Source organism: Promicromonospora sp. NPDC050262, assembly GCF_040655935.1.
In the GTDB taxonomy this organism is placed as follows: domain Bacteria; phylum Actinomycetota; class Actinomycetes; order Actinomycetales; family Cellulomonadaceae; genus Promicromonospora.
The window spans coordinates 327,815-346,750 of sequence record NZ_JBFAKX010000002.1 but is presented as its reverse complement, the minus strand read 5'-3'; the positions used below and the strand labels follow the sequence as shown (position 1 = coordinate 346,750).

Genomic DNA, 18,936 nt, shown 5'->3' with positions numbered 1-18,936 from the left:
TCGTGGCGCGGTGATGACATCCCGCGCGACCTAGGCGTTCTGAGGCGTGGCGCCGCTGGGGCCGCCTGCGCAGTGGCTGCCCGATGTGCCCGTGGGCGTCGACCAGGCCGCGGTGTCGATGCCGGGAGCGGTGCCGTCGAGCAGCGTCCTGATGTCGTCGACGTTGAGGTGCCCGGTCGGCGATCCGTCGACGAGGCGGAGACGAACCGTCTCCCCGACGTGAGCCGCGAGGTCGAGGCCGACTTCCTGATAGGTCTCGCGCGAGCTGCCGACGCCGACGCGGGCGAGCTCCTGACCGTCGGCGACCGATTCCGCCGCGACGTAGACGTCGGGATCGTCGGTTCCGCCGAGCAGGAGCCGGATCTCGCCGCTGCCGCCGACAACGAACCGGGGTGAGGTCAGCGTGCCGGTCAGGCAGTCTCCCTGGCCGCCGCCCCACAGGTGGTACGTGCCCTGTGCGCCGAACGGTTCGCCGGCCGGTGTCCGGGTCGCCGAGCTGACGCTCGCCTCGGAGAACGCCTCGCCGTCGGCGGTCCAGCCCTGGAGGCTTCCGGCCTCGAAGCCGGCGTTGTCGAACTCGTGGCCGACGACGTCGTCGGCCGTGTCGAAGGCGTCGACGTTGATGTGTCCCCAGCCGCCCCTGGCGTCGTCCACGATCCGGAAGTAGAGCTCCTCACCGATGTGGTCGGCCGCGTTCCACCGCACCGGGCTGTACGCCTCGGAGTTGGCGAAGGCGGTGTTCGTGGCGCGCATGAGCTCGGCGCCGTCCGACGCACGGTGCAGCGCCACGTAGAGGTTCTCGAGGTCGTTGCCGCCGCCGATCAGGAAGCTGATCTCGCCGGTGCCGCCGAGGCTGAAGGTCGACGACGTGAGGGTGCCGGTCTTGTCGTCGGACGCGTTGTTCGCGCCCCACAGGTGGTACCGGCCGTCGTGCCCGAACGGGCCGCCCCACCCCCACTCGGTCCGGTCGGTGACCTGCGCGGCGCCGAACGCCTGCCCGGTCGCCGTCCAGCCGGTCAGGTCGCCGGTCTCGAAGCCCGGGTTGGCGATCTGGGCGATCGAGCGCTCCGTGTAGGTGCGCACGTCGTCGAGGTTGATGTGGCCCCATCCTGCGGAGGCCGTGTCGACGACCTCGAGGTAGAGGTCCTGGCCGAGGTGGTCGGACGCGTCCCACACGACGCGGCTGAGGATCTCGGAGTCGGCGAAGGCGGTGTTGGTGGCGCGCATGAGCTCGGCGTCGTCGGACGCGCGGTGCAGCGCGACGTACAGGTTCTCGGGGTCGTTGCCCCCGCCGATCAGGAAGCTGATCTCGCCGGTGCCGTCGAGGGTGAACACCGACGAGTGCATCCGCCCGGTCGGTGTGTCGCCGCCGGCGGTGGCCGCGCCCCAGAGGTGGTGGACGCCGTCCGGGTTGAAGCAGCAGCCCCAGCCCCACCCGGTCGCGTCGGAGACGGTGGCGTCGGTGAATGCCTGGCCTTCGACGACGTTCCATCCGGTCAGGTCGCCGGTCTCGAAGCTGGGGTTGTCGATGGTGGCCGGGGTGGCGGCTTCCCCGGGTTGCGCGGCGACCAGCGCTCCGGCCAGGGCGAGCGCCACGGCCAGTGCCGCCGCAGACAGCGCACGTGGGCGTGGGCGCGCGGATGAGAGGATTCTCATTGCATCTCCTTTGATGTCTGGCATGAGAGGGATGTAAGACCCGGCGGCCGGCCCGGCATGGCCGGCCGCCGGTATGTCACGCGAGGTGGTCGAACTGACCGTCGCTCACGTGGAGTCGCCCGTCCGGCGCCCACCCGACGGGGAGCGGATCGGACAGCGTGCCGATGAACGTGCCGGAGTCGTCGACGTGGTGGAACGCGAAGAGCCACCAGGCCCCGTCGCGGTCCTGGACGAGCCGGCCGGCGTAGAGGCTCTCGTCGGTGAGGCGGTACGCCTTCTCGATGTCGTAGGGGCCGGTCGCCGAGTCGACCGGGACCGCCCAGACCCCGCCGTGTTCCCCGGCACTCCGCCGGTCCTCGCTCAGCTCGCCGTGCAGGCAGCTGAAGACGAGCACGGTGCGCCCGTCGATCGTGGCGATCTGCGGTACCTCGAGCTGTCCGAACCCGGCGCCCGGGTTGGACAGGGGTGGGCACACGGTCCAGTCCTGGAGGTCCGGTGAGGTGGCATGCCCGATGACGCCGCGGCTGTCCGTGTCGCCCTGGTTGGCGCGTGCGGTGACGAGCATGTGCCAGCCGTCGCCGTCGGGGTCGGCGAAGACCCACGGGTCGCGCCACGCCTCGTCGAACCAGGCCACGCCGTCGTACTTCTCGTACCAGGTCGCGTCCGCCTCGACCAACGCCTCGGTGGAGGACTTCGCCCACGTGTACAGGTCGTCGGACGCCGCGACGCCCACGCGCTGCACCAGGCCGCTCTCGGCGCGGGAGGTGCCGGTGTAGAACATGCGCCAGGTGCCGTCCGGTGCGCGCACGACGGAACCGGTCCATGTCGTGTAGTCGTCAAAGGCCGGGGACTCCGATGCGATCAGGGCGTCGGAGACCTCCCGCCAGCCGCGCAGGTCGTCGGAGACCGCATGGCCGACCGTGACGTTGAAGTGCCGGCGGTTCGGGTCGCCCAGCGCCCGCGAAGCCTTGAGGTAGAAGACGTGGTACTCGTGCCCGTCGTCGACGAACCACATGTCCCAGGTCCAGACGTCAGAAAGAATGTAAGGCATCAGCCCTTGACCCCCGAAGATGCAATGGAATTGATGAAGGACCGTTGGAAGGCCAGGAACAACGCGACCACGGGGATCGTGATCAGCGACGAGTAGGCCATCACCTGGCCCCACGAGATATTCATCTGGAAGAAGTACTGCAGTCCGATCATCACCGGCCGCAGCTCCTCGCTCTGGACCACCATGAGAGGCCACAGGTAGGAGTTCCATGCGGGCAGGAACGTCAGGATCGCGACGGTCGCGATCGCCGGCCCGGACAGCGGCATGACGACCTTGCGGTAGATCGCGAACCAGCCCGCACCATCCATGCGCGCAGCCTCGTCCAGCTCGCGTGGAATCGAGTCGAAGTACTGGTAGAAGAGGTAGACGGAGAAGGCGTTCGCGACGAACGGGATGATCTGCACCTGGTAGGTGTCCAGCCAGCCCTGCTTGAACGCCAGGGAGAACCCGTCGGCCTCCAGCGAGGGAAGCTTGTTGACCCACCACAGCAGCGGCAGCGCAAGCGTCTCGAAAGGAACGATGAGAGTGGCCAGGATCAAGCTCAGGACGACACCCCGCCCGCGCCACCGCAGCCGCGCCAGGGCGAACGCGGCCATGCTGTTGACCAGGATGCCGAGCGCTACGGTCACTCCCGAGATGACGATCGAGTTCAGGATGAACTGCCCGAACGGGACGCGGTCGAACACGCCGATGTAGTTGTCCAGGGACACGTCACCGACAGGTAGGAAGGCCCGCCACGAGCCGAGGTCGGCGAAGATCTGCAGGTCGGGTTTGAGCGAGGAGACCAGCATGAAGAGGATCGGGAACGCGAAGAACACGACCAGCACCGACCGCAGCACGGTGACGAGGACCGAGCGTCGTCGTGTTCCGTTCGTCTTTCCCCCCGGCGCACGGGTGGTGGCGGCCGGTGTGGTGGACAGGGTGGACATGGTGGTCATCCCCTCTCGCGGCTGAGGTAGCGCTGGATCAGGGACACGGCGAGGACCATCGCGAAGAACGCGAGCGAGATCGCCGAGGCGTACCCGGTCTGCAGCTGCTGGTATCCGCTGCGCACCGCCTGGTAGACGACGGTCGTGGTGCTGTCCAGGGGCCCGCCCTGGGTCATGACGTTGATCTGCGTGAACAGCGAGAAGGCGGCGATCGTGATGGTCACGAGGATGAACGTCCGGGTCTGCAGCAGCCCTGGCCAGGTGACGTAGCGGAACTGGTGCCACGTACCCGCGCCGTCGAGCTCGGAAGCCTCGTACAGCTCGGCGGGGATGGTCTGCAGGCCCGAGAGCCAGATGATCATCGTGAAGCCGACCCCCTGCCACACGGACATGAGCATGATCGCCGGCATCGCCCAGGTCGGGTCGTTCAGCCAGTCGATGCCGGTGAACCCGCCGAACGTGACCGCCTCCAGGAACCTGTTGATCAGGCCGTCCGGTTGGTACATGAAGCGCCAGAGCAGGGAGACCACGACCATCGAGGTGACCACGGGCAGGAAGTAGATGGTCCGGAAGAACTGGGTACCGCGGACCTTCGCGTTCACCAGGACCGCCAGGACGAGGGCGAGCCCGGCCTGTACCGGGACCACCACCACGGCGAAGTAGAACGTGTTGCGCACCGAGGCCCAGAAGACGGGATCGGTCAGCAGCAGCGCGAAGTTGTCGAGCCCGATGAACTCCGGCGGGCGAGGTGAGATCAGCCGCGCGTTGGTGAACGCCAGGGCGAACGCCAGGACGATCGGCACGATCAGGAACAGCAGGAACAGGGCGAGCGCCGGACTGATCATCCAGGCGGCGGTCCTGGCCTCTCCCCGTCGACCGCGCGAACGGCGGGAGGTGGTGACCGAGGCCGCGGGTGAGGAAGCCGGTGGCGAGCTCTGGTGGGTTATGGCCATGAGGTGAGTTCCTTCAAGCGGGGCGAGCGGCTGCGGGCACGACGAGGCGGACCCGCAGCCGCTGCCGGGAGGGTGGTCCTGACGGGTCAGGTCAGGAGGTGTACCCGCCGTTCTGCTGGATGTCGCGGTCGATGTCGGCGACCGCCTTGTCGAGGATCGACCGGGGGTCTCCGCCGGCGAGGATGTCGCTGGCCGCCTTCTGGAAGACCGAGGAGATGAACGGGTAGGCAGGCGTCTCGGGGCGGACGACGGCGAACTGGTCGGCCATCTCGAGGTAGATCCGGTTCTCCCCGCCCTCGGCGTACGCCGGGATCTCGGCCGCGGCGTCGAGGGTGGCAGGGATCAGCCCGACGGCGTTGCCATACTCCACGAAGTACTTGGTGTCGTGCGCGAACTCCAGGTACTCGCGAGCACCGTCGGCTTCCTCGCAGCCTTCGGCCAAGGCCCACTGCCACGAACCCGCGCCGATCTTGGGACCGGTGCCCAGGTCCGGCGGCGGCAGGATCACGGCGTCGTCGAACGCGTCCTTGACCGTGGTGTCAGCCCAGTTACCTGTGAACAGCAGGCCGCTCTTGCCGTTGACGAAGTCGGCGGTCGAGTCCTCACCGGAGGTCTGGGCCATGTAGCCGTCGTCGACCAGACCGCGGAACCACTGCGCCCACTCAAGAGCTTCGGGCCCGTTGAGTGCGCCCTCGGCGCTCTGGAAGTCCGAGCGGTCGACCAGGTCGCCGCCGAAGCTCTGCAGCTGCGGGGAGTAGCCGTAGGAGATCCACTCCCCCGTGCCGCCGGTGCCCATGTCCAGGGCGTAGTCGTACTGCTCGAGGCCGTCGATCTTGGCCAGGGCGTCCATGAACTCGTCCTTGGTCCACGGCTCCTCGAGGGTCGGCACGCGCACGCCGGCGTCGTCGAGGATCGACTGGCGGCTGTACATGGCCAGGGCCACGTCGAAGTACCCGTAGGCGTACACCTCGCCGTCGACCCTGCCCAGGGTTCCCTCCAGCTGGCCCTCGAACGTGTCCTCGGGCAGGCCCATCGGCTGGATGTAGCCGGCCCAGGCCCAGTTGGCGACGTTCGGGCCGTCGACGTCGACGATGCACGGCAGGTTGTTGGACGAGGCGGCCGCGACGACGGCGTCGTTGTACGCGTCCTGCGGGAAGTCCTGGACCTCGACGACGTACTGGTCCTGGCTGGCGTTGAAGTCCTCGACGATTCCGTTGACGACGTCCAGCTCGGCGTCGTTGCCACCGGCGTGGGTCCACAGGCTGATCGTTGCGGGTCCGTCGGCGTTCCCGCCGGTCCCCGAGCTGCACGCGGCTAGGCCCGCGACAGCCAGAACGGATAGGCTTGCCGCGGCGATGCGGCGGTTTCTGCGAGACAAGGTGCCCTCCAGGTCACTTGTTCATGTGGATCGTTGGTGCTGCACCGTCGGATCCGGCGTTGGCCCGCCGGTCCGAAGGTTCGCGCCGCTCTCCTGGGTCCTGGACCCAGGGGGGTGGCGCAACCGAGTCCCGGTAGATCACCGGACCTCGAAGTCGCGCGGTCGGGGCGGGCTTCGTCGCCTGCGGCTCCGCTTCGATGCGGTCGAAGAGCTGTTCAGCCGCCCAGACGCCCATGTCGTAGTGCGGCAGCTCGATGGTCGTCAGTCCCGGGAAGATGCCGTCTGCGACGAACTCCTGGTTGTCGAAGCCCACGACGGAAAGGTCCTGTGGGATGCGCAGGCCCAGCTCTGTCGCTGCACGGTAGACGCCCATGGCCAGCCGGTCGTTGAAGCAGAAGATCGCGGTAGGCCGCTGGTCGCCCTGCAGTAGCCGCCGTGCTGCGGTGTATCCCCCGCCGGGATCGGTCTCCGCCGTGACGATCTGCAGGTCGTCGGCGCCGAGACCCGCCTGTGCAGCACGTCGACGGAAACCTTCCTCTCGGCCGAACATGGCCGGGATCTCGTCGACGTCATTGATGAACGCCAGCCGGCGGTGCCCCGCGGCCAGCAGCACCTCTGCCGCGTCCTGGCCGCCGGCGACCTCGTCCGGCACGACCCACGGCACGCCTGGCGCGGTGCACGAGGCGTTGATCAGGACGGTGGGCACTGAGGCGAGCTGCGGCGGCAGCTCGACCTCACGGTGGTACATCGCGGCGTAGAGGATCCCGTCGACCTGGCGACGCAACAACTCCTCGATCTCCCTGTGCTCGACCTCGCGTTGGTATCCGGTCGAGACCACGAAGACGACGGCGTCACGAGACAGCGCGACATCCTGGGCACCCAGGATCATCTTGCCTGCGAACGGGGTCGTCGCGATCTCGTCGCCGACCAGCCCGATCGTGTTCGACCTCTGGGTACGCAGGCTCTGCGCCAGCACGTTGGGCGCGTAGCCCAGGCGTACTGCCGCGTCCTTCACGCGCGCCCGCGTGTCCGGATGCACCCGCTTGCCCGGCACGTCGTTCAGGACGTGGGACACGGTGGTGATCGACACGCCTGCCTCAGCGGCGACCTGCTTGATCGTGACTCGTCGTTGCGTCATCAGTTGCCCAATCGTTTTGCTGCGACAACAGTGCCCGCCTGGAGCGCGTTCGTCAAGTCGTCCGTCCGAGCAGAAAGCAGGCCGTCGCGCGCTCGACCCGAACAAGACAGCTAGCGGCGGTTCCGCGGTGCTTGGCAGAGCCCGACATCGATGGGGAGCTGTTCCAGCGCTCGCGCGGGGGTGTGTTGTGTGACGTCTGCCCGATCGGGGCGCGCCAGTCGTCAGGGCGATGCCGTTGGCATCGCCCTGACGACTCGCAGGTCAGAGCTGGATGGCCTTGACCTCGGTGAACTCCTCCACGCCGGCCCGTCCCAGCTCGCGCCCGGTTCCGGACTGCTTGTACCCGCCGAAGGGGGCGAGGGGGTTGAAGTCGGCGCCGTTGATGTAGACCTGGCCGACCTCCATTCGCCGGGCGATGCTCAGGGCGTGGTCCTGTGCGCCGAAGACCGCGCCCGTCAGCCCGTAGACGGTGCCGTTCGCGATCGACACGGCCTCGTCCTCGTCCTCGTAGGCGATCACGGAGAGGACAGGGCCGAAGATCTCCTCCTGGGCGATGACGGAGTTCGGATCGACGTCGGCGAAGATCGTCGGGCGGATGTAAGCACCGTGCTCAAGGCCGGGAATCCGGCCCGGACCGCCGGTGACCAGCGTCGCGCCGTCCGCGATCCCGCGTTCGATGTAGGAGTTCACGCGCTCCCACTGTCCCTCGGACGCGAGCGGACCGACACGGACGGACTCGTCGGTGGGGTCGCCGACGCTGTACTGCTCCGCCGCAGCCTTGAGCTTCTGCACGATCTCGGCCTGGCGACGCGCCGGCACGAGCAGCCGCGTCCAGGCACCGCAGGCCTGGCCGGCATTGGTCCACGAGTTGACGAGCGTCTGCTGGACGGCGCTGTCGATGTCGGCGTCGTCAAGGACGATGTTCGCCGACTTGCCGCCCAGTTCGAGGCCTACCCGCTTGATCGTGTTCGCCGCGACTGTCGAGATGCGCCTGCCGGCCTGGGTCGATCCCGTGAACGAGATCATGTCGACGTCCGGGTGCGCGACGAGCGCCTCGCCCACGACAGGACCCGAGCCGTACACGACGTTGAAGACCCCGGCCGGGATCCCGGCGGCAGCCACGGCCTCGGCGAGGAACCGTGTCGACAGCGGCGCGAGCTCGGCCGGCTTGAGGACGATCGTGTTCCCGGCCAGGAGGGCCGGGGCGACCTTGGTCATCACCTGCTGCAAGGGGAAGTTCCACGGCGTGATCGCGCCGACGACACCGACGGGCTCTCGGACGAGCACCGAGTTGCCCACCTTCTCGGTCCAGGCGACATCCGACTCGAGCTCGGCCGTCGCCGAGGTGACGAGCGCCGGGAAGCCGGCCTGACCGAGCCGGGAGAAAGCGATGGGTGCCCCCATCTCCGCGGTGATCGCCTGGGCGATGTCCTCGTTGCGGGCGGTGAGTTCTTCTGCGAGCCGACGCAGCAGCGCGGCGCGGTCGGAGGGCTCGACGGCCGCCCAGCCGGGGAGGGCTGCCCGTGCGGAAGCCACAGCGCGATCGACGTCGGCTGCGGTTCCGGCCGGGACGGCAGCGACGGTCTCTCCGGTGGCCGGATTGATGACGTCGTTCGTGCCGCCCTGCCCGGGAACAGTCGTTCCGTCGATCCAGTGGCCGTAGGTGCTGAGGTGTTCGTGTGTGTATGTCATGCGTCGACGATCGAACGGATCTTCGCGTGGATCCAGGTTCGGATGATCCGTGGACGTGCAGGCAGGGATGGCGGACCCAGGGGCAGATCGTCCCCGGACAAGCCGGGCCTGGCACCCCCGAGTGGTCGAGAACGAGACTGCAGTCGTCATCGAACCAAGAGGTGCTGTGACCTCGAACCGCGCCTGTGCGCACCGTCATCGGAGCTGCCAAATGTCACCTCGATCCGAGCGCTTCACGCTCCTGATCGCCGTCCTCGCCGGTGCGGCGTTCGTCGCCTCTCTCACCCAGACCCTGGTCGTCCCTGTGCTACCGACCGCACCGGCCGAGCTCGGGGTGACGGGCGCTCAGGCGAGCTGGCTGGTCACGGTGACCATCATCGCGGGAGCGGTCGCCAACCCGTTGCTGGGACGGCTCGGTGACCTCTTCGACCGACGCAAGATCCTTCTTCTCGCGATCGGGGCGTTCGTGGTCGGTTCTCTTGTGGTGGCGTCGGGGGACGGCATCGTGATGCTCCTTGTCGGACGCGGCCTCCAGGGGATCTCGGTCGCGGCGATCCCGCTCGGGATCAGTGTCCTCGCATCCGTCGTCCCGCCCCAGGGTCGTGCCCACGGAATCGCCGTCGTCAGCGCGATGATGGGGGTGGGCGGAGCTGTCGGGCTCCCGCTCGCCGGGGTCATCTCCGAGGCGTGGGGATTCCCTGGGCTGTTCTGGTTCGCGACGGCGATCGGCGCGATGGTCTTCGCGGCCGTTTGGGTCGTCGTCCCGCCGCTGCCTCCGGCAGCGGCGCGCGGGGGGATCGACCTTCCCGGTGCCGTACTGCTCGTCGTAGGACTTACGGCGCTCTTCCTCGCGATCAGTCAGGCACAAGGGTGGGGAGTCGCGGCCCTGGGGGTGCTGGCGGCTGCGGGCGTCACGTTCATCCTCTTCGGCCTCGTCGAGCGTCGGAGTCGTCAGCCGATCGTCGATCTGCGCCTCGCCCGGACTCGGAGCGTCCTGGTGACCAACGTCGCCGGTGTCCTTACCGGTTTCGCCATGTTCGTCGGCGTTCTCGGGCCAATCACGGTAGCCCAGATGCCGACGGGGGTGGGCTTCGGGCTCACTGTCGCCGTAGCGGGACTGTGCATGCTCCCTGGCGGCGTTCTCATGGCCGTACTCGCTCCCGTCGCGGCCCGGCTGATCGCGCGAGTCGGCGCCCGAGCGTCGCTGTTGGTCGCCGGAGTCGTCATCCTCGCCGGTTTCGGCTTCCGGTTTGTTTTCGACGCCGAGCTCTGGCAGCTCATCATCGCGACAACGATCATCTTCGGCGGCGCCGCCGTCGCTTACGCGGTGATGCCCGCCCTCATCCTCGGGGCAGCACCAGCTCGGCAGGTGGGTGAGGCCAGCGGCCTCAATGCGCTCGCGCGCAACGTCGGCAGCGCTCTCGCCAGCGCGACCTTCGGTGCGCTCTCCTCGGGGAGTGCTCCGACTGCTGATGGAATTGGCTCGCTCTTCGCTCTTGGCGCTGTGGCTGCGGGTCTGCTGCTCGTCACCACCGTGCTTCTACCTCGTCTACCGGGCAACACGCTCGACCACGGTGCACGGCACTGAGCGGGTGGACGCGCACGGCGGTAGCGGACGGACAGGTGGCCGGGACGAGTCCGAGGAGTACGCCATCGCGTCGACGACGCTTCGCACGTGCCCGGTGTCACCCATCCGTACGGCAGTCCCCTAGGCTGCGCGGGTGAGCATGACGCGTCGCGGTGTGGTGCGGTCCTCGGACGGCACCACGATCGCCTACCGCACCCATGGTGACGGCGAGCCGGTCGTGCTGGTGCACGGCACCGGGCTCTCGCAGGTGGTATGGCGCGGGCTCGGGTACGTCGACGCCCTCGCCGGGTACCAGGTCGTCACACTCGATCTCCGAGGCCACGGACGCAGCGGCCGCCCCTCGTCGCCCTCCGACTACACCTCGGACTGGTTCGCCGCCGATGTCCTGTCCGTCCTTGACGCGCTGGCGATCCCGCGCGCGCACTATCTCGGGTACTCGCTCGGAGCACGGATCGGCTTCACGCTGCTCGACACCTGCCCTGACCGCCTCAGGTCGTTCGTCTCGCTCGGTGGGACCCACCGCAGTACCGCCGGAGGTCCCGCCGAGGTCTTCTTCCCGGACTTCGACGAGGCTCTCAGGCTCGGGGGCATGGCCGAGTTCGTGGAACGGTGGGGACGCCACCGGGGAGCACCGCTCGATCCTCAGACGGCCCTCGCGTTCAAGGCGAACGACCCGGACGCCTTCCGCGCGGTGCTCGCCGCGATCGAGCAGGAGCCGGGGATACCGCCGGCCCGACTTCGCGACCTGACCACCCCGACGCTGCTCCTGGCGGGCGACAGGGACCGAGCCCGGTGGGAGGCCGCCGAGGAAGCGGCGCACCTGATGAGCGACGCCCGAACCGTGGTGCTGGAGGGCGACGACCACGCGACGACGCTCAGCGACCGCGCACGTGTCGTCGCCCACGCACTCCCGTTCCTCCAGGCTGTCACCGCGGGCGAACCAAGCCTCTGCCGGTAGACCGCCAGCCCAAGCCACGAACTCAGGCCACGGCCACGTCTCCCGCAGGTGGGCGCAGTACGGCATCCAGCCCGCAAGCACCCTCCGGTCGCTGAACAGGGCGTGGCCGTCGGGTGTACCGACCCGGCGGGTCGAGTACACGGTCGGCCGGTGAGGCGCTTGGAATCGCGGTGGGAGGAATCCGGTCGCCCCCATCAATCGTCTTCGGGCGAGAGACCGGGTGCGGGCTGTCTCCAGGCGAGCCGGCAGCGCAGCAGGGGGCCCGCAGCGGTGTGTGCTGCGGGCCCCGCTGCTCGTGGTGCTGATCACCGGTCAGCGCAGCGCCGTGACCTCGTCCCTGCGACGGGCTCGCTCGTGAAACGTGGTACGCCCTAGTCCATGAAGGCGCCGCCGTTGATCGCCAGGGCCTCACCGGTCACGAATGCGGCGTCCTCACCCAGGAGGAACGCGACGACTCGTGCGACGTCCTCGGGCTGTTCCAGCCGGCCGAGCGGTGTGTCATCGATCCAGAGCTGACGCACCTCTTCGGGGGTCGTTCCGCGTAGCTCGGCCTCCCAGGCGAGCTCGCGGTCCTGCATCGGCGTGGCGACGTATCCCGGGCAGATGCTGTTCACGCGAATGCCGTGCTCGGCGAGCTCGAACGCCATGGCCTGCGTCAGTCCGACGACGCCGAACTTCGACGCGACGTAGTCCGCGAGAAACGGCACGCGTCCCTGCTTCCCGGCCATCGATGCGGTGTTCACGATCGCGCCGCGCACGCCTGTCCGCACCATGGCGCGCGCCGCGGCCTGACCGCAGACGAACACACCTTTCAGGTTGATGTCGAGCGTCAGGTCGTAGCGTTCGATGGGCATCTCCAGGAACCGCTGCATGAAGGAGATCCCGGCGTTGCTCACCCAGGCATCCAGGCCGAGGCGGTCGGCGACGTCATCGGCGACCGCGGCGGCGTCCGACGGGTCGCGCACGTCGAGACGAGCCGACTCGTGTCGCGCTCCGTCGATCTCCGGGAGGCCGCGCGCCGAGCGTTCAGCGGCGTCCGCATCGATGTCGGTGACAACGACCTGCCATCCGCGGGTGGCCAGCGTGCTCGCGATCGTACGGCCGATGCCGGATCCAGCTCCGGTGACGACGACTGTCCTTGTCATGATCGTGTTCTCCTTGCGATTCCGTGGGAGATGGGGGCCATGGCTCGCCCCAGCTCCCGCCATTGCGCGTACGCGTCGTCGTATCGGGCGACATTGTCCGGGTTCGGGGTCACGGGTTCGCCGCGTGCGATGAACCGGGACGTGTCGGCCCAGGCGTCCAGCTCGCCGGTCCCGACCGCGGCGATGAGCGCGGCGCCCAGGGACGCGCCGGGGTGGTCGATGATCGAGTGCATGGGTGCGCCGAGCACGTCGGCGTGGATGCGGCGCCACAGCATCGACTTGCTGCCTCCGTTCGTGATCGATGCGCGGCCGAGCTGGACTCCCAGCTCGTCGAACACCTCGACGTGGTGCCGGAAGCCGAAGGCGATCGCCTCGAGGACGGAGCGGTAGAGGTCCGCGCGGTCGTGACCGAGGTGCAGTCCCGCGAAGGTGCCGCGGAGGTCGGGGTCGTGCAGCGGGCTCTTCTCGCCGAGGAAGTACGGAAGGCACAGCACCTGGGCGGGTTCTCGTTGCGCGGCTTCGTCGTCGAGAACGGTGAGGGACTCGCCGCCGATCAGGGCCTGGTACCAGCGGATGAGGCTTCCGCTGGTTGCCATGCATCCGTTGGGCAACCACCGCCCCGGCACCGGGTGCGCGTCGAGGTAGAGCCTCGGGTCGTGCAGCGGCAGGTCGCTCGCGACGAGGATGTCGCCCGCGCCTCCGAGCTTGACGAGCCAGTCGCCGTGGGACTCGACGCCGGCGGCGAAGGCCGACAGGACGTGGTCGGCACCGCCGACCACGAGCTTGGTGTCCGGGTGCAGCCCGGTCTGCTCCGCCATGTCCGGCGAGAGGGTCCCGGCGACGTCGCCCGGCGAAAGCACGGGCGCGAGCAGGTGGGCATCGACATCGCCTGCGGCCAGGACGTCCGAGACGAGATCCCCGTCGATCGTGTAGAGGCCGGATTCCAGGGCCCAGTTCCGCTCGACATGTGGCGCTGCGCCGAGCGCGACGAGCATCCAGTCGTAGGACCCGAGGATCATGCGGGTACGCGACAGGATGTCAGGTTCGTTGCCGGCCAGCCAGGCGATGGTCGGCGCGACAGACTGCTGGGTGAGGGCCGATCCGGTCAGGCCCACGAGGTCGACGCCCTGCAGCAGGCCGGCAAGCCGATCGATCTCCGCGGTCGCGCGCGCGTCGTTCTGCAGGATCGCCCGACGCAGGGGCCTGCCCGATTCGTCGGCGAGGACCACTGCCGGCACCATGCCGGACGTCGAGACGGCGCCGACGTCGGCGGGACGGACGCCGGAGGAGGCGAGCAGCTCGCGAATCGACGACGACACGTTCTCCAGCCACTGCGCCGGGTCGGCCTCAGCCCAGCCGGCGTGCGGCGAGAAGAGGGCGGACTCGCGCGTCGTCTGCGCGACGAGGCCGTGCTCGGCGTCGAAGAGGATCGTCTTGGTTCCCGTGGTGCCGATGTCGACACCGATGGTGTATCGGCTCACGTGAGAACCTCCGTCGCCTGGAATCGTCGCCAGTCACCGTGAACGGTGATGTCGGTCGCGTCGTCGAGGGCTGCCGGCTCGCACAGGAATCCGAGGATCCGTCGTCCGTCCGCCAGCGTCACCCGGCCGATGGTCATCGGGGCGACGAGGTCGCTGAGGAATTCTGCGAGTCTGCCTGGCGGGATGAGCCACTCCTCGCCGGTGACCGACGTCGTGCCGGGAACCTCGCCGACGTGGAGGAGCCCAGGCTTCGGCGGGGTGGTCTCCAGTGCGAAGAGGCGGTACTCCGGTGCCGTGGAGACGGCGCCCCGCAGTCGCGCGCCGCGGGCGGTGAGCTGTCCGTTCAGCGACTCCCCCGTCATGTGCGCGCCGAAGACCGCGATCGGGGTCGCTTCTGGCATCCACTCGGTCGAGGAAGGCTGTCCCAGGACACGCGCCGCGAGGTCGAGGAGCGCTCGGTCGGCGTGGGCGGGTCCGATCAGCGTGACGCCAACCGGGTCGACGCCGGGGATCGCGATCGCGGAGAGGTCGAGCAGGTTGACGAAGTTCGTATAGGTACCGACCCACGCGTTGCGGGCGACCGGCTGGGCACGGACTTCGTCGATGGTGGGATGGCCGGGCGCGGTCGGCAGGAGCAGTGCGTCCACTCGCCTCCAGAGCGCCCGCAGGTGTGAGCGTTCGGCGCGCAGACGCTGCTGGTCCTGAACGAGCTGGACTGCGGACGGCGCGGATCCCGACCGGACGATGCCGGCGACCGTGGCATCCACCGTGTCGGGCTCGAGATCAAGAAGATGCCCGAAGGCTGCGGTGCGCTCCGCGACCAGCGCGCCCTCATAGAGCAGGCGTGCTGCCTCGAGCAACGACGCGATGCTGACTTCGACGACGTCGAAGCCCTGCAGGCGGGCGTACTCCACGGTCGCGCGGTACGTGGCGCGCCACGCGGCAGTCATCGGGCCGAGCTCCGACTCCGTGGGGATGCCGATCACGGGTGTTCCGGCTGCGGCGAGCGGAGCGGTCGGCGACCAGGCACGACTGCCCGGATCAAGCTCATCCACGGCGATCATCGCAGCGAGACAGCGCTGTGCCATGGGGAGCTCACGGGCGAACACCGTGACCGCGTCGTAGCTCGGCGCCGCGGGCACGACTCCCCGCGTGGACACCAGACCGAGGGTGGGTTTGACCCCGACGATGCCGTTGAATGCTGCCGGAACACGTCCGCTGCCCGCAGTGTCCGTGCCCAAGGCCGCGTCGACGATCCCCAGGGCGACGGCGACCGCCGATCCAGCGCTGGACCCACCCGAGACCAGCTCCGGGTCGCGGGCGGCCCGGACCGCGCCGTAGGGGGATCGGGTGCCGACGAGGCCGGTTGCGAACTGGTCCATGTTCGTCTTGCCGAGGACCAACGCACCGGCTGCGCGCAGCAGCCGGACCGCTTCGGCGTCGCGCTCGGGCCGGTAGCGAGAACCAGGTGAGCCGGCGGTGGTGTCGAAGCCGGCGACGTCGATGTTGTCCTTGACGGCTATGACGGTCCCGGCGAGCGGAAGGTCGTCGCCTGCCGCCGTCCGACGGTCGATGTCCTCGGCCTGAGCGATCAGCTCGGAGGGCTCGGCCAGCGAGATCCAGACCTCGGGTCGCTCGACCTCCGCGAGCCGTTGCAGCGCCGCAAGGGCGCGCTCCCGAGCGGTGATGTCAGTCATCGGACACCCGTGGGGTGCTGGTCGACGAACCCGGTAGCCGCCTCGATGCCCGCGCCCAGCGCCAGGAGGTCGGCGTCGCGGCGCATGGGTGCGACGAGCTGGAGGCCGAACGGCATCCCCGACTCGGTGAACCCTCCGGGCGTGATCAGAGCGGGGTGGCTCGTCATGGTGATCCGGTTGGCCATGCGCTGCCAGTGGAAGTAGCGGTCGAACGAGATCCCGTCGATCTCGTGCACCCACTCGAGCTCGGCGTCGGGTGCCGTGACCGGGGTTGCGGGTGTGACGAAGAGGTCGTACTTCTCCAGCAGTCGAGCCGTCCGGCGGGTGATCTCGGTACGCAGCGCCAGGCCGTGCGCGATCTCCTTCGCGGTGAACGCTCCGCCCTGACGGACGTTGCGCACGAAGTCCGGGCGGTAGAGGTCGGGAGTCGCCTCCACGCCGGGCCACCCGAAGGAGAAGAAGCCGAACATCTCGACGATCTCCCAGGCCTCGTCCGCGTCCGAGAAGTCGATCTCGACGTCCTCGACGATCGCCCCGAGGCCGACCAGGCGGTCCCGGGCATCCGCGTAGGCGCGACGCACCTCGGGGTCGACGGGCAGGCCGTCCGCGTCGCGGCTCCACGCGATGCGGACACCTTCGACGGAGCGCGGCTGGATGTCGGCGAAGGCCGCGGGATCCTGGTCCAGCGACAGGGGTGCGGCCACGTCGGGGCCGGAGATCGCAGCCAACAGCAGTCCGGCATCGCGGGAGTTCCTTGCCATGGGGCCGAGGACGCTGTGCGGCGACCAACCGCTTCCCGGAGCGTCTGCGGGCACGAGCCCCGCGGTAGGGCGCAGGCCCACCGTGTTGCAGAACGAGGAGGGGTAGCGAAGGCTCCCCCCGCTGTCAGATCCGTCGGCGACAGGAAGCATGCCCGATGCGATCGCAGCACCGGCGCCCGACGATCCGCCGCCGTGGCGGGACGTGTCCCAGGGGTTGCGGGTGGTGCCGTAGACCGGGTTGAACGTGAGCGTGCCCACCCCGTGCTCGGGGGTGTTCGTCTTGCCGATGACGATCGCGCCGGACTCACGCAGCCGGTGCACGAGGAGGCTGTCGCGCGTGGCCGTGGGCGCGTCGGCGAATGCCGCCGAGCCGTAGGTGGTGGGCAGGCCTTCGACGTCGAGCAGGTCCTTCACCGCGGTGGGAAGCCCGTGCAGCACACCCAGCTCGTCACCCCGGGCGACGGCGGCATCGGCCTCTGCGGCAGCCGCGAGTGCTTGCGACTCCGGTATGGGAGCCACGATCGAGTTCAGGACCGGGTTGACGTCCTCGATGCGCTCCAGGTGAGCGCGCATGACCTCGACGGCCGAGATCGTCCGGTTGCGGATCGCGGCAGCGAGCTCGGTGGCGTTCCAGTAGTAGAGGGGTGTCTCGGACATGTGATCAGTGACTGCCTTTCATGACACCGGAGACCATGTAGCGGTTGAGGGCGATCGCCACGATGACGACCGGGATGGTGGCGATCTGGGCGAAGGCGCCCATCTGGCCGATGCTGATGTCGACGCTCCCGACCGTGGCGAGCATCCCCACGGGAAGGGTCGCGGTGCGCGGGGTGGTGAGCAGCAACGCGAACAAGAAGTCGTTCCAGGAGAACAGGAAGACGGCGAGCGCGCTGGTGAGGATTCCCGAGCGTCCGAGGGGGACGGCGATGCGCCAGAACACTCCCCATCTGCTGCATCCGTCCATGCCTGCGGCGGCCTCCACGTCGGGTGGGACTGCCCGGAAGGTCGTGTACATGGTCCAGACCACGAACCCCACGTTCAGCGCCGCGCTGATGAGGATGAGCGCGAGCTGTGTCCCGACCAGGCCGATGTCGCGCATGACGAGGTAGAAGGGGATCAGTGCCGCGACGGGTGGCACCATGCGCAGGAAGAGGAAGACGTAGGCAACTGCGGGCGCGGCGCGCAGCGTCGAACGGGCCAGGGCGTATCCGGCGGGCACACCGAGCAGGAGTGCGAGGAGCGTCGTTCCCGTCGCCACGAGGACGCTGTTGCCCAGCAGGCGGCCCGGCTCGAACAGCTCGAAAATGCCGGTGAAGTTCGACAGAGTCGGGGTGAAGAGCAGGTCGAACGGGTTCTCGGAGTAGATGTCCACTCGGGTCTTGAACGCGGTTCCCATCAGCCACAGGACTGGAGCGAGGAACAGCGCGAGGACGATGAGGAGCGCGGCGGCGTTGAGTCGGCTGCGAGCCACCTTGCGCCGGTAGGCGCGATGCGTCACGAGTGCGGTGTAGGCGGCCATGTCAGTGCGTCTCGTACTTCCGGTTGAGGCGGTTGAGGGAGAAGACGTATACCGCCGAGAACGCGACGATGATGATCAGGAGGACGTTGCTGATCGCGGAGGCATATCCGACGTTGAAGAACTGCAGGCCTTCGGTGAAGGCGAGGTAGTTGAGCGTGGTGGTCGCGTTCCCGGGACCGCCCCCGGTGATCGCGTAGATCGAGTCGAACACCTTGAAGGCGTCCATGGTGCGGATGACCACGGCGATGAAGATGAAGCTCGACAGCTGCGGAAGGACCATGGCGAACAGCCGGCGCCAGTAGCCGGCGCCGTCGAGAGAGGCGGCTTCGATCACCTCGTCAGGTAGTGAGCGCAGGCCGCCCAGGAGCGTGAGCGCGATGAGGGGCGTCCACTGCCACACGTCGACGAGGATGATCGCCGGCATCGCGGTGACCGGGTTGGTGACCAGGCTGTCCAGGTTGCCGCCCGCCAGCGCGTTGACGATCACACCCAGCGGCCCGTACGTGGTGGAGTAGAGGTTCTTGAACAGGAGCGCCCCCACCAGCGGGGTGAAGGCGACCGGCACCAGGAAAAGGGCGGTGACCACCTTGTTGAAGCGGGTGTCACGCCACAGCATGAGCGCGATCGCGAGGCCGAGCACCAGCTCGATGGCGACAGCGGCGACGGCGAACGTGAGCGTGTTGACGATCGCCTGCTGCCCCAGGGGATCCGTGAGGAAGCGGGTGTAGTTGTCGAGGCCGACGAACTGGGGCGCGACCGCCGCATGTCTGAGGTCGTAGTCGAAGAAGCTCAGCGAGAAGGCCGAGACGATGGGGTACACGCACACCGCCAGCGCGAACAGCACGGCGGGCGCAACCAGCATCAGGAGAAACAGAGCCTTCTGCCGCCGAAGGCGCGGAGCCGTCGATCGGCTGGAGGGTGCCGGGCGGGTGGACTGGGCTGATACGCCCATCGTCTCGACCATGGTCATGTTCGTAGATCTCTCGCTGT

General features: G+C 68.7%; 15 protein-coding genes. 2 read left to right on the top strand and 13 right to left on the bottom strand.

All coding sequences use genetic code 11. The features are described from left to right. Positions 1-30: 30 nt before the first annotated feature. The 7 genes from AB0I29_RS04990 to AB0I29_RS04960 form a co-directional block, all read right to left on the bottom strand. Positions 31-1,656, bottom strand: a complete 1,626-nt coding sequence (locus AB0I29_RS04990; RefSeq protein ID WP_357478736.1) for a hypothetical protein — start codon at positions 1,654-1,656, stop codon at positions 31-33. A 76-nt stretch (positions 1,657-1,732) separates the two neighbouring features. Next, positions 1,733-2,707, bottom strand: coding sequence for a glycosyl hydrolase family 32 (locus AB0I29_RS04985; protein ID WP_357478734.1), 975 nt, complete (start codon positions 2,705-2,707; stop codon positions 1,733-1,735). Next, a complete protein-coding gene (locus AB0I29_RS04980) occupies positions 2,707-3,498 on the bottom strand; it encodes a carbohydrate ABC transporter permease (RefSeq protein ID WP_285102461.1) in 792 nt (263 codons plus the stop codon). Before AB0I29_RS04980 ends, AB0I29_RS04985 begins: the two co-directional genes overlap by 1 nt. A 143-nt stretch (positions 3,499-3,641) precedes the next feature. Further along, on the bottom strand, positions 3,642-4,481 hold the full coding sequence (locus AB0I29_RS04975; protein ID WP_285102085.1) for a sugar ABC transporter permease: 840 nt from the start codon (positions 4,479-4,481) through the stop codon (positions 3,642-3,644). A gap of 199 nt (positions 4,482-4,680) precedes the next feature. Continuing rightward, positions 4,681-5,967 carry a sugar ABC transporter substrate-binding protein gene (locus AB0I29_RS04970; protein ID WP_357478731.1) on the bottom strand — a complete coding sequence of 429 codons (1,287 nt, stop codon included), beginning with the start codon at positions 5,965-5,967 and terminating at the stop codon, positions 4,681-4,683. Between the two features lie 13 nt (positions 5,968-5,980). After that, on the bottom strand, positions 5,981-7,105 hold the full coding sequence (locus tag AB0I29_RS04965) for a LacI family DNA-binding transcriptional regulator (protein ID WP_357478994.1): 1,125 nt from the start codon (positions 7,103-7,105) through the stop codon (positions 5,981-5,983). Between the two features lie 261 nt (positions 7,106-7,366). Beyond that, a complete protein-coding gene (locus AB0I29_RS04960) occupies positions 7,367-8,797 on the bottom strand; it encodes an aldehyde dehydrogenase family protein (protein ID WP_357478728.1) in 1,431 nt (476 codons plus the stop codon). A 211-nt stretch (positions 8,798-9,008) separates the two neighbouring features. Here AB0I29_RS04960 and AB0I29_RS04955 point away from each other — a divergent pair, with 211 nt between their 5' ends. Then, positions 9,009-10,385 (top strand): MFS transporter, encoded by a 1,377-nt coding sequence (locus AB0I29_RS04955; RefSeq protein WP_285102088.1) that lies wholly within the window; start codon positions 9,009-9,011, stop codon positions 10,383-10,385. A gap of 139 nt (positions 10,386-10,524) precedes the next feature. Continuing rightward, a complete protein-coding gene (locus AB0I29_RS04950) occupies positions 10,525-11,343 on the top strand; it encodes an alpha/beta hydrolase (RefSeq protein WP_357478991.1) in 819 nt (272 codons plus the stop codon). A 371-nt stretch (positions 11,344-11,714) separates the two neighbouring features. Here AB0I29_RS04950 and AB0I29_RS04945 read toward each other — a convergent pair whose 3' ends face one another. Genes AB0I29_RS04945 through AB0I29_RS04920 form a run of 6 tightly spaced genes read right to left on the bottom strand, consistent with a single transcriptional unit; the run spans position 11,715 to position 18,808 of the window. Beyond that, entirely contained in the window at positions 11,715-12,488 is a 774-nt protein-coding gene (locus AB0I29_RS04945; RefSeq protein WP_357478988.1) for an SDR family NAD(P)-dependent oxidoreductase, read from the bottom strand. Next, complete coding sequence (locus AB0I29_RS04940; RefSeq protein WP_357478726.1) at positions 12,485-13,969, bottom strand: FGGY family carbohydrate kinase; 1,485 nt, start codon at positions 13,967-13,969, stop codon at positions 12,485-12,487. The genes AB0I29_RS04945 and AB0I29_RS04940 overlap by 4 nt, the downstream gene beginning before the upstream one ends. Next, on the bottom strand, positions 13,966-15,666 hold the full coding sequence (atzF, locus tag AB0I29_RS04935; protein ID WP_357478723.1) for an allophanate hydrolase: 1,701 nt from the start codon (positions 15,664-15,666) through the stop codon (positions 13,966-13,968). Before atzF ends, AB0I29_RS04940 begins: the two co-directional genes overlap by 4 nt. Beyond that, on the bottom strand, positions 15,663-17,084 hold the full coding sequence (locus AB0I29_RS04930; RefSeq protein ID WP_357478720.1) for an amidase family protein: 1,422 nt from the start codon (positions 17,082-17,084) through the stop codon (positions 15,663-15,665). Before AB0I29_RS04930 ends, atzF begins: the two co-directional genes overlap by 4 nt. Before the next feature lie 4 nt (positions 17,085-17,088). After that, positions 17,089-17,946: a carbohydrate ABC transporter permease gene (locus AB0I29_RS04925; RefSeq protein WP_357478717.1), complete on the bottom strand. Its 858-nt coding sequence runs from the start codon at positions 17,944-17,946 to the stop codon at positions 17,089-17,091. Position 17,947: 1 nt separating this feature from the next. Continuing rightward, the gene (locus AB0I29_RS04920) at positions 17,948-18,808 is read right to left on the bottom strand and encodes a sugar ABC transporter permease (protein ID WP_285102094.1); all 861 of its coding nucleotides are present in this window, start codon (positions 18,806-18,808) and stop codon (positions 17,948-17,950) included. Positions 18,809-18,936: the final 128 nt, after the last annotated feature.

What these genes read in the sequence shown, in the direction of transcription:
- AB0I29_RS04955 (WP_285102088.1), top strand. Translation starts at nt 9,009, where the DNA reads ATGTCACCTCGATCCGAGCGCTTCACGCTCCTGATCGCCGTCCTCGCC.
- AB0I29_RS04960 (WP_357478728.1), bottom strand. Translation starts at nt 8,797, where the DNA reads ATGACATACACACACGAACACCTCAGCACCTACGGCCACTGGATCGAC.
- AB0I29_RS04950 (WP_357478991.1), top strand. Translation starts at nt 10,525, where the DNA reads ATGACGCGTCGCGGTGTGGTGCGGTCCTCGGACGGCACCACGATCGCC.
- AB0I29_RS04930 (WP_357478720.1), bottom strand. Translation starts at nt 17,084, where the DNA reads ATGTCCGAGACACCCCTCTACTACTGGAACGCCACCGAGCTCGCTGCC.
- AB0I29_RS04985 (WP_357478734.1), bottom strand. Translation starts at nt 2,707, where the DNA reads ATGCCTTACATTCTTTCTGACGTCTGGACCTGGGACATGTGGTTCGTC.
- AB0I29_RS04980 (WP_285102461.1), bottom strand. Translation starts at nt 3,498, where the DNA reads ATGCTGGTCTCCTCGCTCAAACCCGACCTGCAGATCTTCGCCGACCTC.
- AB0I29_RS04990 (WP_357478736.1), bottom strand. Translation starts at nt 1,656, where the DNA reads ATGAGAATCCTCTCATCCGCGCGCCCACGCCCACGTGCGCTGTCTGCG.
- AB0I29_RS04975 (WP_285102085.1), bottom strand. Translation starts at nt 4,481, where the DNA reads ATGATCAGTCCGGCGCTCGCCCTGTTCCTGCTGTTCCTGATCGTGCCG.
- atzF (WP_357478723.1), bottom strand. Translation starts at nt 15,666, where the DNA reads ATGACTGACATCACCGCTCGGGAGCGCGCCCTTGCGGCGCTGCAACGG.
- AB0I29_RS04965 (WP_357478994.1), bottom strand. Translation starts at nt 7,105, where the DNA reads ATGACGCAACGACGAGTCACGATCAAGCAGGTCGCCGCTGAGGCAGGC.
- AB0I29_RS04925 (WP_357478717.1), bottom strand. Translation starts at nt 17,946, where the DNA reads ATGGCCGCCTACACCGCACTCGTGACGCATCGCGCCTACCGGCGCAAG.
- AB0I29_RS04945 (WP_357478988.1), bottom strand. Translation starts at nt 12,488, where the DNA reads ATGACAAGGACAGTCGTCGTCACCGGAGCTGGATCCGGCATCGGCCGT.
- AB0I29_RS04920 (WP_285102094.1), bottom strand. Translation starts at nt 18,808, where the DNA reads ATGCTGGTTGCGCCCGCCGTGCTGTTCGCGCTGGCGGTGTGCGTGTAC.